Genomic DNA, 13953 nt, shown 5'->3' with positions numbered 1-13953 from the left:
CCCGGCCCGGCCGACGCCGCGACTACCGACTTCTGAGTCGCAGGACGACGACGCTTCCCGCCTCGCTCGTCTCGAAGTCGATGTCGCCGTCGAAGGCGTTCACGACCCAGGTGATGGCCCAGAGGCCGAGGCCGCTGCCGTGTTCGAGTTGCGTGATGTCGCGCTCGCCGGTGACGAACTTGCGCTCTTGCTCCGGGATGCCCGGTCCGTTGTCGGCGACCCGTATCTCGACCGTCTCGTCGCACTGCTCGACGGTCACGATGACCCGGGGGACCTCGCGGCCGCAGTGTTCGACCGCGTTCTCGAGGGCGTTCGTCAGCGCGAACACGAGGCGGTCGTCGGCCATCGCCTCGACGGCGGCCGGCCGGTCGAGCCCGATGTCGGCGTCGGGGAACCGTTCGCGGGCGGTCGCGACGGCCCGGTCGACGAAGCCGGTCACGTCGCGGTGCTCGATGGTGGCGTCGCCGCCCCGGTCGAGTGCCCGCTCGACGTTCCGGGCGGTGTCGCTCAGGTTGGCGACGTGGCGGGCCTCGGACTGGATGTCGTCGATGAGGTCGTGGCCCTCGTCGAGTTCGCGCTCGAGCTGTTCGGCGTAGCCGCCGATGAGGTTCATCTCGGTGCGGAGGTTGTGCCGGAGGACGGTGTGGAGCACCTCGAGGCGGCGCTCGCGCTCCTTGCGGTCCGTGATGTCGGTGTAGGTCGCGAACCCGTGGCGGGTGCCGTCGAGGTCGTAGCTCACCGCCCGGAAGAGGAAGTGACGGACCCCGGTCGCGGTGAGGCGGCGGACCTCCTCGGCCGTCTCGCCCTCGGTCGCGGCCACGCGGTCGATACGTCTCGCGGCCGCCATCTCCTCGGGCGGGACGATGTGGTCGTTGAGGGGTTCCCCGACGATCTCCTCGCTGTCGTAGCCGAACACGCGCTCGAACGCCGGGTTCGCGGAGGTGACGACGAGCGACTCGTCCTGGTACTCGCACTCGACGAGGGGGTCGGGGATGTGCTCGAACAGGTACCGGAAGCGCTGGTTCTCCGAGCGGAGCCGTTCGCGGGTCTCGCGGAGGTCGGTCACGTCCCGGACGACGCCGACGGACCCGGCGAACGCTCCGTCCTCGGCGGGCAACAGGGAGATGTCGACCTCGATGGGCGTGGTCGCGCCGGTCGCGGCCACCACCTGGGCGCTGACGGTGCCACTCCGGCGGTCCGCGTCGTTCCAGAGTTCGGTGACGAGGTCGCCGATGCGCTCGACGACGCCCTCGTCGGTGATGCACCCGGGGCTCCGGCCGACCAGGTCGTCCCGGTCGTAGCCGACGAACTCGGCGAACGGTTCGGTGACGTACTGGAACCGGCCGTCGGGACCGAGGACGTAGAGCATGTCCTCGACGGACTCGATGACGGCCTCGAAGCGTTCGAGTTGCTCGCGGCGCTCGGCGCGTTCGAGGGCCGCGCTCGCGTTCGCGGCGAGCAGTTCCGCGGTCTGGCGCTCGACCGGGCCGAGCCCGTCCGGCGTCTCGAACGCCGCGCTCAGGGTCCCGTACTCGCCGATGGGGACGTAGAGGGCGGCCTCGACCTGCGCCAGGCTGTCGTCGGAATCGTACAGTGGCTGCGGGTGGGCCCGGTACAGCGACTCCCCGCGCTCGAACGCCTCGCCGGGGCCGCCCTCCCCGACCGGATAGTGGGGGCGCTCGCTGAACGCGTCGCCGATGCCGTCGGTCCCGGCCACCGGCACGAGGACGTCCGTCTCGGGGTCGTGGAGGCGGACGACCGTGAGGTCCAGCCCGAGCAGCTCCTCGGCGGCCTCGACCAGCCGGCCCGCGATGGCCTCGGAGTCGGTCGCCTGCATCATGTCGCGGGTGGTCTGGAGCAGCCCCGGGAGCATCTGCTCGTAGCGCTTGCGGTCGGTCACGTCGCGGAAGAACACCGACAGGCCGTCCGCGTCCGGGTGGGCGGTCACCTCCGTCCAGAGCGAGAGGGGCGGGTAGTACGCCTCGAACGACACCGAGGCCTGTTCCCGCATCGCCCTCGTGTACTGCTCGTGGAACGGCAGGTCGGTCGCCGCCGGGAACGCCTCCCAGAGGTTCTCGCCGAGCAGTGTCGCCCGGTCGCGCTGGAGCACCTCGGCGGCGGTCTCGTTGACGTACGTGAATCGCCAGTCGGTGTCGACCGCGAAGAACGCCTCGCCGATGCGTTCGAGGATGGCGGCGGCCGAGGAGTCCGGCGCCACGATGGAGGCGTGGGCGCCGCCGGGGTTCGCGTGGTCGTCGCGGTCGTCGGCACCGACCAGTCCCGCCAGTCGGTCGCGCAGGTCGTCGCCGCCGTGACAGTAGCCGGTCGCGCCGGCGGCGGTCGCGGCCGAGGCAACCTCGCCGTCGGGCGTGGCGGTCCGGTAGAGCACGGGAAGCGACGCGTCGAGGGCGTCGAGGACGGCGATTCCGGAGGCGTCGCCGGACAGGTCGTGGTCGCACAGGATGCAATCGACCGTGTGGTCGGCGAGGACGCGTTCCGCCGATGCGACGTCTGCCGCCGTGACCGTCGCCCAGTCGGCGAGGTCGGTGTGCCTCGCCGGGGGGCCGTCACGTGGGCGGATGTGCAAGAGCGTACGCGTGTGCGACACGATAAGACTTGGCGTGGATTGCCCACGTCAGGACAAAACGCTTCTGGCTATTGCTTCCGGAGTGATAGGTCGACCGCACAGCCGGCGTCGGGGTCCACGAAGGCGAGCTCGCCGCCGAGCGACCGGACCGCCGCCTCGACCACCCAGAGGCCGAGGCCGCTGCCGTGTTCGAGTTGCGTGATGTCGCGCTCGCCCTGGACGAGTTCGCGTTCGTGCTCGGGGAGGCCCGGGCCCTCGTCGGCCACCCGGATGGTGACCGTCTCCGGTCCATCCGCCACCGTGACCGTGACGTGCTGGCCGCCGTGTTCGAACGCGTTCTCGATGAGGTTCGACAGCGCCAGGTCGAGGCCGTCGTCGGCCACGGCGGTCGCCGACTCCGGGGCGTCGAGGGCCACGGTGGCCTCCGGGTGGCGCTGGCGCTCTCGCTCGACGACGTGCCGGACCATCGGGAGGACGTCCGTCGGCGAGGGCTGGGTGTCCCTGTCGACCACCCGTTCGAGCGTCCGGGCCTTCGCGCTCAGGTTCTCGATCTCGGTGACGGCGTTCCGGACCTTGCCGACGAGTTCCGGGGCGTCGACGGTCGACCCGAGCAGGTCGAGGTAGCCGGTGAGCAGCGTGAGTTCGGTGCGGAGGTTGTGCCGGAGGACGGTGTGGAGCACCTCCAGACGGCGCTCGCGCTCCTTGCGGGCCGTGATGTCGGTGAAGATGCCGTAGCCGGCGAGGGTGCCGTTCTCGCGCTCGTAGCCGACGCCGCGGAAGAGGAAGTCGCGTTCGCCCGAGGCGGTCAGCCGGCGGACCTCCCTGGTGATTATCTCGTCGCCGTCGGCCTGCTCGTCGAGTTCTTCAGCCTCCTTCTCCCGGCCCTCCGGGACGATGACGTCGTTGACGGACTCGCCGACCACCGCCTCGGCGTCGTAGCCGAACACCCGTTCGAACGCCTCGTTGACGCCCGTGATTATCGGCTCGCCGTCGCAGAAGTCGTTCTCGATGACCGGGTCGGGGATGTTCTCGAAGAGGTGCCGGAAGCGCTCGTTCTCGGCCTCCAGTTCCTCGCGGGTCCGGTGGAGGGCGGAGACGTCGCGGAGGACGCCGACCGACCCCGGGAACCCGTCGGTCTCGCCCGCCCGTGGCAACCCGGTGCTCTCGATCTCGACGGGGACGGACCGACCGTCGGCGGTCTCGATGGTCACCTCGTAGGTCCCCGCGACGGAGACATCCTCCTCGCTGTACGCCTCCAGGCGTTCTGCGATGGCGGCCTGGCTCTCCTCGCTGAGGAACCGGCCGGGGCGTTCACCGATGAGTTCCTCCCGGTCACAGCCGAGGAACTCGGCCAGCGGCTCGGTGACGTAGCTGTAGCGGCCGTCCTCGTCGAGGACGTAGAGCATGTCCTGGACGTTCTCGAGGACGGTCTCGTACTCGCGCAGGGTCTCCTGTCGCTCGGCGCGTTCGAGGGCGGCGGTGGCGTTGGTCGCCAGCACGTCGAGGACGCCCCGGCGCACGTCGCCGACGGGGTCCTGCTCGCGGCTCGCGACGGAGATGACGCCGTACTCCCCGAGCGGGACGTAGCGCGCGGACTGGATCTCCTCGTGGTCGTGGATGACGGAGTCGAAGGACTCGCCCGCGGTGTAGGCCGCGCCCGGGTTCCCCTCGTCGCTGTCGTAGGTGGGGCGGTCGGGGAGGCGGTCGAAGATTCCGTCGGTCCCGGCCACCAGGGCGAGCTCCCCGGTCTCCGGGTCGTGCAGCCGGACCGCGACGAAGTCCAGCCCGAGGATGTCGTTGGCGGCACGGACGACGATGTCCGCGACAGCCTGTTTGGTATCGGCCTGGACGAGGTCGCGCATCGTCTCGAGGAGGTCGTCGAGCATCACCTCGCGCTCTTTCTGGGTCGTCACGTCGCGGAGGTAGACGGAGACCCCGTCGTCGGCGGGGTACGCACTCACGGACAGCCAGCGCGACTGCGAGGGCAGGTGTTCCTCGAAGGACACCGGGTCCTGGAACTCCATGGCGTTCTCCAGGGCCGGGACGAACGAGGAGACGGCCGAGCCGTCGGCGACCTCGTCCAGCTGCTGCCCGTGGAGGTCGGTCGTCTCGAGGTCGAGGAGGTCGACGGCTCGCTGGTTGACGAAGGTGAACCGCCGGTCCGCGTCGAGCGCGAGGAAGCCGTCCTCGACCCGTTCGAGCACCCGCGTCAGCTCCTCGCGGGCGACCGCGGTCGCCTGTTCTGCCTCCTGGCGTTCGAGCTCGGTGCCGTACCAGTCGACCATCGTCTCGACGAAGGTGCGCTCGGCCTCGCTGAAGTCGCGGTCGCGGGCGTCGTCGTCGGCGAAGCAGAGGGTCCCGTACAGCTCGTCGTCGACGAGGAGTTTCCCGCCGAGGTAGCAGCCGAGGCCGAACCGTTCGTAGGCGGGGTCGCCCGCCAGCTCGGTGGCGGCGTCGCGGTACGAGACCAGCCCGTCGGCCGCGACGGTGTGCCGGCAGTAGCTCTCCTCGACGGGGGCACTCGCCCCGTCCTGGATGTCGTCGTGGCCGCCGGTCGCCGTGACGATGTGCTGTTGGCCGTCGACGAACCGGGTGACGAAGCCGATGTCGACGCCGAGGTACGCACAGCCGAGGTCGAGGAGGCGGCGCGTCGTGGTCTCGAAGTCGGCGCCGGTGTCGGTGACGATGTCGTGGAGCCGGCGGTACGCCGCCTGCTGGCTCTCGGGGTCCTCGCCGGCGGCGTCGTCGAGGACCGCCGCCACGCAGTCCGCGAGGTCGTCGCCGTAGCAGTAGTCGGTCACGCCGGCGGAGATGGCCTCGCTGGCGACCCGGCCGTCCGGCTCGGCCGTGTGGAGGACCACGGGAATGTCGGGGTCGCGGTCGCGGACCGCCCGCACGACCTCGAGGCCGGTCGGTTCGGTGGACAGGTCGTGCGAGAGGACGAGACAGACGGCGCCGGTGCTGCAGAGGCGTTCGGCGACTGTCGAGGCGGTTGCATCGGGTGACAGGGACGCGCGGTCGACGGCGAACGACCGCCCAGCCCACGGGTCAGATGCCTCGCTCGCCGGGGGAACCCACACGACGGGAGACGGACGCGACACGCTCGGTTCTCGTTCGAGGCTAGGTCGGTTCGCTGTTAATCGTTCTGGCCCGACGGCCGGGTTGCCCGGAGCGATGGGCTTTAGTCCCCGCACACAAACTTCCAACTAGACTCTCGTTTCTCGGGTGGCGTCACGGCATCGTGATACACACCAACACACCATCTCGTTTCTGAGATGCATCCCATATTCGGTATGCTTATCCCACAGGCGTCCCAAGCCACTGCCATGTCAGAGACAGCGTCGGTCGCGGTCGGCCACGACGAACTCGCCGTCGCCAAGTTGCTGGCCCTCGACGGGGCCATCGACGGCGAGGTCAAGGTCTCGTGTGCCGGGCTCGCGGACCGACTCGACGCGTCGAACCAGACGGCCTCGCGCCGCCTCCAGCGCCTCGAGGACGCCGGCCTCGTCACCCGCGAGACCGTCAGCGACGGCCAGTGGGTCAGCCTCACCGACGAGGGCGAACGCGCCCTCCGCAGCGAGTACGAGGACTACCGCGCCATCTTCGAGGGCCGTTCCAGCGTCGAACTCGCCGGCACCGTCACCAGCGGGATGGGCGAGGGCCGCCACTACATCTCCCTGCCCGGCTACATGGAACAGTTCGAGGACCGCCTCGGCTACGAACCCTTCGCGGGCACTCTCAACGTCGAACTCGACGACGAGAGCGTCCGCCGGCGCTCCGCGATGGAGTCGATGAGCCCCGTCCCCATCGACGGCTGGGAGGACGAGGACCGGACCTACGGCCCCGCCGTCTGCTACCCGGCGACCATCGAGACCGCCGACGGCGAGACCTACGAGACCGCCCACACCATCGCCCCCGAACGAACCCACCACGACGAGGACCAGCTGGAGATCATCGCCCCCGAGCGCCTCCGCGACGTCCTCGCCCTCGCAGACGACGACCACGTGACCATCTATGTCGAGGAGCAGTGATATGTCCCAGCGCACGCACAGCGACGCCGAGAGCGCCGTCGACCGCGCCATCGCGGCCTTCCGGGCCGGCGGGCCGGTCGCCATCCACGACGCGGCCGACCGCGAGGGCGAGACGGACCTCGTCTACCCGGCCGCGGGCGTGACCGCAGAGGCGGTCGCCCGCATGCGCAACGACGCTGGTGGCCTCGTCTGTGTCGCGCTCTCGGACGCCGTGGCGGAGGCGTTCGACCTCCCGTTCCTCCAGGAGGAACTGGACCATCCCCTCACCGCCGACCACGAACTCGGCTACGACGAGCGCTCGTCGTTCTCGCTGACGGTCAACCACCGCGACACCTTCACCGGCATCCCGGACTCGGACCGCGCCCTGACCATCACGAAACTGGGCGAGGCCGCCGCCGACCCCGCCGGCTTCCCCTTCGTCGAGGAGTTCCGCGCGCCCGGGCACGTCCACCTGCTCCGGGCCGCCCCGGACCTGCTCGACCAGCGCCTCGGCCACACCGAACTTGGCATCGCCCTCGCCGAGGCGGCCGAGACCGCCCCCGCCGTCGTCGTCTGCGAGATGCTGGACGACGAGACCGGTGAGGCCCTGATGCCTGCCGATGCACGGGCCTACGCCGACCGCGAGGGGATTCCCTACGTGGAAGGCGCGGACCTCGTGGCGCGACTGGGGTAGGCAGCGCTCATTCTTCGACGACGTCGCGCACGACGCGCTCGGCGGTCGCCTCGTGTCTGGTCTTCATCACGAACCAGTAGACGAGGAGTATCACGACCGTCGTCGCGGCCGCAACGACCATCCCGGCGGTCCTGTAGCCGACGAAGTCACAGAAGAGGTAGAGCATCGCCCCCATCACGAGGGTGTAGATACCGACGAGGATGTCGGGGACGTCGATACCCTTGTCGTCGCTGAAATCGACGGTCGTTATGTCACCGTCGTCGTCCACGGTCACCCAGTCGTTGATGAACCGCGTGTACTCGGTGTCGAGGTCGAACTGGTCGATGGCCAGCGCCTCGGACTTCAGGGTGAACGCGATGAACGGGATTCGCAGCGTGTAGACCATGAAGAGTCCGAGGAACGAGAGGAGCACCCCGAAGAAGGCCGCGCCTGCCTGGGCGGTCGTCGGGAGGTCCGACCCGACGATGGTGAATATCCCGGTCAGGATGACGGCCCAGATACGGGTGTATGACCACAGCTGGTTCTCGACGTGACGGGCGTGCTTCCAGTACTGGTTGTAGACGGTCTGTTCGTTGCTCTTGTCGGTCTCGATGGCGATACGAGAGTCGGTCTCCGGAGTGTTCGTCCGGGTGACGTCGTCGTGGTCGTCGTCGCTCGACATCGTCACTCCGTCTCCGGCGGTCGGTCCCACTCGTCCGCAGAATCCTCTGGTTCGTACCCGACGACCGACCGTGCGTGGTCGATATCGAACCACCGCCGACTGTTGTCGCTGACCCCGTAGAAGATGTCGAACGTCACCTCGTCGTCGTCCAGACAGCACCGCACGAGGTCGGCGATGTCGCGCCGGGACTGCCAGGTCGCCTTCAGCCGGGCGACGGCCTCCCGGTACTCCGGGCTATCGCGGTCCCAGCGCCCGTCGTCTACACCACGCTCGGCATCGCCGTAGGGGTGGTCGTACTCGGGGTATCGGACGCTGCAGATGCGGAGCTGGTAGGCCTGTTTCGGGTACTCGAAGTTCTCGACGAAGTACCGACAGAGGGCCTCGCCCCACACCTTCGAGGTCCCGTAGTAGGAGTCGGGACGGACCGGCGCCGTGTGGTCCAGCGTGAGCGGATGGTCGGGCTCGTACAGGTCGGGTGCGTGTTCCTCCTCGTACATGCCGACGACGTGGTTCGACGAGGCGAAGACGACCGTCTCGACCTCGTGCTCTCTGGCTGCCCGGAGGCAGTTCCGCACGCCGATGAGGTTGCTCTCGAGCACGTCGTTCCAGTCGGAATCGACGGCCGCGGCCGCCGCGAGGTGGACGACGGCGTCCTGCCCCTCGAACGCTGGCGCGAAGGCCTCGTAGTCGTTCACGTCACCGACGACCGGGTCGTATCCCGGGGCATCGGCGCGGTCGAAGTAGCGGAACGAGTACTCGTCGTCGAGATGTTCGATCAGTGCGGTCCCAACCCGTCCGAAGGCACCAGTGACGAGGACATCCATCGGCCCAACGGTTACCGAGCAGGTCTCTTAATGTCACTGGCAGAGACGTGATTCCGGTCCCCTCCGGCCATCAAGGTCAAATTTAAGCGTTGTGGCCGTGGTGCTGGATACATGGCGATGCGACCGGACTCTGGTCCCGAGACAGACACCCTCCGCGTGCGCCTCGAATCCGCAGAGGAGTTCTACGCCCGCCTCGGCGGTGGCGACCGCGACGCACTCAGCATCCGGAGCGAGGAGGAACTCGCCCGGCTCTTTGCCCCCACGAACCTCCGACTGCTGCGGACGCTGCAGGACGAACACCCGACGACGATGGCGAGCCTGACCGCCGCGGTCGACCACGACCTGGCCGACGTGGAGACGCGACTCCAGGCGCTTTCGAGCTTCGGGCTCGTCGACCTCGTCGAACACGACAAGTCGGTCCGTCCGGTCCCGAAGTTCGACGAGATCGAGGTCACCATCCCCCTGTCGTGATGTCACGACGCCGGCAGGCTCGCCGGCAATAATCGCGGTATCTTTATTGCCGTCTCCCCAGCAGTCATTGACATGGCTACGTTCGACGAGATGCGTGAGGAGAACGACGAGCTCGACACCATCTGGATGGACGGCGAGTTCGTCGACTGGGACGACGCACAGATCCACGTGCTCTCCCACGGCATGCACTACGGGACCGGGGTCTTCGAGGGTGCACGCTGTTACGACACCGAGGAGGGGCCGGCGCTGTTCCGCTGGGAGGAACACGTCGAACGCCTCTACAACTCGTGCAAGCCCTACGACATGGAGATCCAGCACGAGCCCGAGGAGCTGACCGAGGCGACGAAGACGCTCATCCGCGAGCAGAACCTGCGCTCGTGTTACATCCGCCCGCTGGTCTACTACGGCTACAAGAGCCTCGGCGTCTCGCCGGGCGAGTGCCCGACGAAGACGATGATCGCGGTCTGGCCGTGGGGCGCGTACCTCGGCGAGGACGCCCTCGAGAACGGCATCAAGGTGAAGGTGTCCTCGTGGCGCAAGCACTCCTCCAGCCAGATTCCGACGAACGCGAAGACGACCGGCCTGTACGTCAACAGCCTGCTGGCCGGCGAGGAGGCCCGCCGCAACGGCTTCCGCGAGGCCATCGTCCTGAACAAGGAGGGCAACGTCGCCGAGGGCCCCGGCGAGAACATCTTCCTCGTCCGCGACGGCGAGATCTACACGCCCGGGCTCGCCGAGTCCATCCTCGACGGCATCACCCGCGAGACCGTCATCACGCTCGCCGAGGAGCTGGGCTACGAGGTCCACGACGGCGCGACCATCTCGCGTGGCGAACTCAACACCGCCGACGAACTGTTCTTCACCGGCTCCGCCGCCGAGGTCACGCCCATCCGCCAGGTCGACAACGTCGAGATCGGCAACGGCTCGCGCGGCCCCGTCACCGAGGAGATCCAGCAGCGCTTCTTCGACGTGGTCCACCGCCGCACCGACGACCACGACGAGTGGTTCGACTACGTCGACGTCTGAGCCGGCGATAGCACTCTTCGGGTTCTTTTCCCGCAGCGAGAGGATCCGTCCGAGCGGTCAGTTCTCGTCGTCGGCCTTCCTGTCCTCGTCGGTGCCCCCGGTGAGTTCCTCGATGGGAATCTGCCCGCCCATCCGGTCGGCGTCGCCGAACCCGGCCGAGAGGATGCGGGTGAGGGCGTCCTCGACCTTCTCGTCGGTCTCCGTGATGTCGTCGGGGTCGACCTCGATGACGAACCCGGTGGTGATGTTCGGGGCGGTCGGCAGGAAGATGACCTCGCGGCCGTCGTCGGTCCGCTTGCCGGTCTTGAAGGCGGTCATGCGCATGCCGCCCCACATCTCGACCTTGACGGGGGCCTGCAGCGCGTCGGTGCCGCCGAGGGCCGTCTCGGCGGCCATCTTGGACGCGTTGTAGACGACGCGGAGGCCGGGGACGCGGTTCGCGATGTCGTCGATGATCTCCTCGAAGAAGCCACCGACCGCGGTCCGCATGAGATAGCCGACGGAGAAGACGAAGACGACGAAGACGGCAAGCACCGCCAGCACGCGCAAGGGCTGGATGAGCGTCAGCGCGGTGCTCTGGGTGAACCCGAGGTCGGTCAGCAGCGAGGGTTCGATGACCCGCCTCGGGGTGACCGCGGCCACCTTGTCGTAGAGCCACGCGATGACGAAGACCGTGACGAGGACAGGGATGACGACGATGAGCCCGGACGCGAAGTCACGCTTCCACGAGGACATATAGGCGAGATATCACTCCCGGGGGTAATGGGTTTGTTCCTATCGGACGATGCTCGATACCGACCCCCGGTCACCGACCGAGGACCGCCCGCAGCGCGAAGGTGAGGTTCTCCTTGCGCTCGCGGACCCGGCGGTAGAAGTACTGGAACCACTTGTCGCCGTAGGGGGCGTACTGCCACATCTCGACGCCCTGCTCGGCGAGGTCGAACTGGGCGTCCTCGCGCACGCCCATCAGCATCTGGACCTCGTACGGGGTACCGTACTCCTCGTGGAGGTCGGCGGCGAGGTCGATCATCTTCGGGTCGTGGCTGCCGACCGCGATGCCGTCCTCGAAGTGCTCGAACATGTACTCGAGCAGTTGCTCGTACTGGGCGTCGACCTTCGACTTCTGCTTGTAGGCGACCTCCTTCGGCTCGTCGTAGGCGCCCTTCACGAGGCGGACCTTCCCCGGGAGGTCCGCGAGGCGCTCGATGTCCTCCTCGGTGCGCTTGAGGTTCGCCTGGACGCAGAGCCCGACGTTCCCGTCGGTCTGTGTGGTGTACTTCTCGAAGGCGTCGAGCGTCGCGTCGGTGGTGTGGCGGTCCTCCATGTCGACCCAGACGAAGGTGCCGGCCTCGGTGGCGCGCTCGACGATGCGCCCGAGCAGGTCGTCGAACACCTCCTCGCCGGCGTCGAGGCCGATCTGGGAGGGCTTGACCGAGATGCAGGCGTCGATGTCGGACCGGCCGATGTCCTCGACCAGCTGGACGTACGCCTCGGCGTCCGCCTCGGCGGGACCGCGCTCCTCGTAGTGCTCGCCGAGCAGGTTGAGGATGACCTTCACGCCGCCCTCGTTGCACTCGCGGGCGTGGTCGATGGCTTCGGCTGGCGACTCGCCAGCGACGAACCGGGAGGCGATAGGGGGAATCATGTCCGGAACTCCGGCCCGACGATATAAAGTGGTTGATGGTCCGCGTCGGCCATCCTCTCGCCCGGTTTCCGGCGGACGAGGGTGGAGACCACCGGCGCGAGGGTGACAGGGGAAGCCATATCTGGGGGGACGTACATCTGACCACGTAATGGACCGCATCACCGTCTCGCTCGACGACGACGCCGTGACCGCACTGGAGTCGCTCACCAGTCGGACGGGGAAACCACAGAGCGAACTGGTCCGGCAGGCGCTGTCGTTCTACGCGGCGAACTTCGAGGCGGCGACCGCGGACGCCGACGCGAACCTGGAGGCGTACCACCAGATGCTCTCCAGCGGCGAGCACGTGCTGCTCGACGTGGACTTCCTGCACTGCTTCCTCGACTACGTCGAGAACGAGGACGGCGAACCGGCCCCCGAGTTCGTGGAGGCGGCCGACCGGGTGGCCGCGTTCCACGCCCGCGAGTACGAGGACCGCTTCGACTCCCTCGGCGAACTGCTCGACTGGCTCTCGTTCTGTGGCTTCCTGACGGTGCGCGAGAGCGAGGGCCAGACCTACCACGTCGTCTTCCCGACCGAGTCGGTCAAGTGGTTCATGACCGGCTTCATCGAGGAGAGCGCGGCCCGACTCCCGTTCGAACTCGAGATAGAGGAGGGGCTCTCGAAGGTCATCTTCACCGCGGTCGAGCAGTAGGGAGACCGCCGCGGCCCGACCCACGGCTTCACACTCGTTCATACGACTTCACAACCCGTGAGACGCCCGTGTTCGACGTTCTCAAATACCTTTTAGAGGGTTTCTGTGTGACATAGTGCCGTACATAGTCAACCATGAACATCGTACAACGACTCAAGGCGGTCGGCCCGGGGGCCATGGTGGCGGCGGCCTTCATCGGTCCGGGCACGGTGACGACGGCGAGCGTGACGGGCGCACGCTTCGGCTACGCGCTGCTGTGGACCATCGCGTTCTCGGTCATCGCGACCATCGTCCTGCAGGAGATGAGTGCACGACTCGGGCTCGTCACACGCGAGGGGCTCGGTGAGGCACTGCGCGAACGCTTCGACAACCCGGCGGCGACGTACGTCGCCATCGCGCTGGTCGTCTCGGCCATCGGTATCGGGACGGCGGCGTACGAGACCGGGAACATCATCGGCGGGGCCGCGGGCCTCGCCACGATGACGGGCATCAGCGAGAACGTCTGGGGCCCGGTGATGGGCCTCTGTGCCGGTGCGCTGCTGTGGACCGGTCGCTACAAACTCATCGAGAAGGCCCTCATCGGCCTCATCGCCATCATGGCGTTCTCGTTCGTCCTCGACGCCATCATCATCGGGCCGGACTTCGGCAAGGTCGCCGCCGGGTTCGTCCCGTCGGTCCCCGAGGGCTCGGCGTTCCTCATCACGGGCCTCGTCGGGACGACCGTCGTCGGCTACAACCTGTTCCTGCACGCGAGCAGCGTCCAGGAGCGCTGGGACGGGCCGGAGGACCTGCCCGAGTCCCGCACCGACACCATCCTCTCCATCGTGCTGGGTGGGGCCATCACCTGTGCCATCCTCATCACGGCCGCGGCCGCGTTCCCGGTCGGGACCGAGATCGACAACGTCGGCACGATGGCCGAGCAGATCGAACCGCTCGTCGGCACGCAGGCGAAGGTGCTGTTCAGCATCGGCCTGTTCGCGGCCGGGTTCACCAGCGCGACGACCGCGCCGCTGGCCGGTGCCTACGCGACGGCCGGCGCGCTCGGCTGGGAGCGCGACCTCAAGTCCACGCGCTTCCGCGCGGTCTGGGGCGCCATCCTGCTCGTCGGTGTGGTCTTCTCCGCGACCGGCTACAGCCCGGTGCAGGCCATCGTCTTCGCGCAGGTCGCCAACGGCGTCCTCCTGCCCATCGTCGCCATCTTCCTCATCTACGTGATGAACGACGGCGACATCCTCGGCAAGTACACCAACTCCACCGTACAGAACGTCCTCGGCGCCATCGTCACGGCAATCGCGCTCTGGCTCGGGGTCCGGACGCTGCTCTCCATCGCGGGGGTGCTCTGAG

Annotated in this window: 13 protein-coding genes; 6 read left to right on the top strand and 7 right to left on the bottom strand. The window is 68.2% G+C overall.

The annotated features are described in order from the left end of the window. Nucleotides 1-22: 22 nt before the first annotated feature. Together NOV86_RS09255 and NOV86_RS09250 are read right to left on the bottom strand one after the other, a co-directional pair. Nucleotides 23-2608, bottom strand: coding sequence for a PAS domain S-box protein (locus NOV86_RS09255; protein ID WP_267641058.1), 2586 nt, complete (start codon nt 2606-2608; stop codon nt 23-25). 47 nt (nt 2609-2655) lie between these two features. Further along, nucleotides 2656-5688 carry a PAS domain S-box protein gene (locus NOV86_RS09250; protein WP_267641057.1) on the bottom strand — a complete coding sequence of 1011 codons (3033 nt, stop codon included), beginning with the start codon at nt 5686-5688 and terminating at the stop codon, nt 2656-2658. A gap of 225 nt (nt 5689-5913) precedes the next feature. Here NOV86_RS09250 and NOV86_RS09245 point away from each other — a divergent pair, with 225 nt between their 5' ends. Both NOV86_RS09245 and ribB read left to right on the top strand, forming a co-directional pair. Next, nucleotides 5914-6618 (top strand): DUF120 domain-containing protein, encoded by a 705-nt coding sequence (locus tag NOV86_RS09245; protein ID WP_267641056.1) that lies wholly within the window; start codon nt 5914-5916, stop codon nt 6616-6618. Between the two features lies 1 nt (nt 6619). Continuing rightward, nucleotides 6620-7291 (top strand): 3,4-dihydroxy-2-butanone-4-phosphate synthase, encoded by a 672-nt coding sequence (gene ribB, locus NOV86_RS09240; protein ID WP_438266709.1) that lies wholly within the window; start codon nt 6620-6622, stop codon nt 7289-7291. A 7-nt stretch (nt 7292-7298) separates the two neighbouring features. On the opposite strand, the gene NOV86_RS09235 is transcribed toward ribB, so the two are convergent. Beyond that, nucleotides 7299-7952 carry a hypothetical protein gene (locus NOV86_RS09235; RefSeq protein ID WP_267641054.1) on the bottom strand — a complete coding sequence of 218 codons (654 nt, stop codon included), beginning with the start codon at nt 7950-7952 and terminating at the stop codon, nt 7299-7301. Between the two features lie 2 nt (nt 7953-7954). Further along, nucleotides 7955-8776: an NAD-dependent epimerase/dehydratase family protein gene (locus NOV86_RS09230; protein WP_267641053.1), complete on the bottom strand. Its 822-nt coding sequence runs from the start codon at nt 8774-8776 to the stop codon at nt 7955-7957. Nucleotides 8777-8887: 111 nt separating this feature from the next. On the opposite strand from NOV86_RS09230, the gene NOV86_RS09225 reads away from it, so the two are divergent. Next, nucleotides 8888-9247, top strand: coding sequence for an HVO_A0114 family putative DNA-binding protein (locus NOV86_RS09225; protein ID WP_267641052.1), 360 nt, complete (start codon nt 8888-8890; stop codon nt 9245-9247). A gap of 72 nt (nt 9248-9319) precedes the next feature. Continuing rightward, nucleotides 9320-10273, top strand: a complete 954-nt coding sequence (locus NOV86_RS09220; protein ID WP_267641051.1) for a branched-chain amino acid transaminase — start codon at nt 9320-9322, stop codon at nt 10271-10273. A 57-nt stretch (nt 10274-10330) separates the two neighbouring features. Here the strand turns inward: NOV86_RS09220 and NOV86_RS09215 are convergent, their stop codons facing one another. The 3 genes from NOV86_RS09215 to NOV86_RS09205 all read right to left on the bottom strand — a co-directional run bounded on the left by NOV86_RS09215 (nt 10331) and on the right by NOV86_RS09205 (nt 12037). Next, nucleotides 10331-11008, bottom strand: a complete 678-nt coding sequence (locus NOV86_RS09215; protein WP_267641050.1) for a DUF502 domain-containing protein — start codon at nt 11006-11008, stop codon at nt 10331-10333. A 70-nt stretch (nt 11009-11078) separates the two neighbouring features. Then, nucleotides 11079-11918, bottom strand: coding sequence for a proline dehydrogenase family protein (locus NOV86_RS09210; RefSeq protein WP_267641049.1), 840 nt, complete (start codon nt 11916-11918; stop codon nt 11079-11081). After that, complete coding sequence (locus NOV86_RS09205; RefSeq protein ID WP_267641048.1) at nt 11915-12037, bottom strand: hypothetical protein; 123 nt, start codon at nt 12035-12037, stop codon at nt 11915-11917. The genes NOV86_RS09210 and NOV86_RS09205 overlap by 4 nt, the downstream gene beginning before the upstream one ends. A gap of 29 nt (nt 12038-12066) precedes the next feature. Between NOV86_RS09205 and NOV86_RS09200 the strand changes: the two genes are divergently transcribed. Both NOV86_RS09200 and NOV86_RS09195 read left to right on the top strand, forming a co-directional pair. Beyond that, on the top strand, nt 12067-12609 hold the full coding sequence (locus NOV86_RS09200) for a ribbon-helix-helix protein, CopG family (protein WP_267641047.1): 543 nt from the start codon (nt 12067-12069) through the stop codon (nt 12607-12609). Between the two features lie 134 nt (nt 12610-12743). Continuing rightward, a complete protein-coding gene (locus tag NOV86_RS09195) occupies nt 12744-13952 on the top strand; it encodes an Nramp family divalent metal transporter (RefSeq protein ID WP_267641046.1) in 1209 nt (402 codons plus the stop codon). Nucleotide 13953 lies beyond the last annotated feature (1 nt).

The organism is Haloarchaeobius amylolyticus (genome assembly GCF_026616195.1).
Lineage (GTDB): Archaea > Halobacteriota > Halobacteria > Halobacteriales > Natrialbaceae > Haloarchaeobius > Haloarchaeobius amylolyticus.
The sequence above is the reverse complement of the archived record's forward strand: the minus strand, read 5'-3'. Positions and strand labels throughout refer to the sequence as shown.

Coding starts and splice junctions, on each gene's coding strand:
- NOV86_RS09245 (WP_267641056.1), top strand. CDS start 5,914: ATGTCAGAGACAGCGTCGGTCGCGGTCGGCCACGACGAACTCGCCGTC.
- ribB (WP_438266709.1), top strand. CDS start 6,620: ATGTCCCAGCGCACGCACAGCGACGCCGAGAGCGCCGTCGACCGCGCC.
- NOV86_RS09235 (WP_267641054.1), bottom strand. CDS start 7,952: ATGTCGAGCGACGACGACCACGACGACGTCACCCGGACGAACACTCCG.
- NOV86_RS09230 (WP_267641053.1), bottom strand. CDS start 8,776: ATGGATGTCCTCGTCACTGGTGCCTTCGGACGGGTTGGGACCGCACTG.
- NOV86_RS09225 (WP_267641052.1), top strand. CDS start 8,888: ATGGCGATGCGACCGGACTCTGGTCCCGAGACAGACACCCTCCGCGTG.
- NOV86_RS09220 (WP_267641051.1), top strand. CDS start 9,320: ATGGCTACGTTCGACGAGATGCGTGAGGAGAACGACGAGCTCGACACC.
- NOV86_RS09215 (WP_267641050.1), bottom strand. CDS start 11,008: ATGTCCTCGTGGAAGCGTGACTTCGCGTCCGGGCTCATCGTCGTCATC.
- NOV86_RS09210 (WP_267641049.1), bottom strand. CDS start 11,918: ATGATTCCCCCTATCGCCTCCCGGTTCGTCGCTGGCGAGTCGCCAGCC.
- NOV86_RS09205 (WP_267641048.1), bottom strand. CDS start 12,037: ATGGCTTCCCCTGTCACCCTCGCGCCGGTGGTCTCCACCCTCGTCCGC.
- NOV86_RS09200 (WP_267641047.1), top strand. CDS start 12,067: ATGGACCGCATCACCGTCTCGCTCGACGACGACGCCGTGACCGCACTG.
- NOV86_RS09195 (WP_267641046.1), top strand. CDS start 12,744: ATGAACATCGTACAACGACTCAAGGCGGTCGGCCCGGGGGCCATGGTG.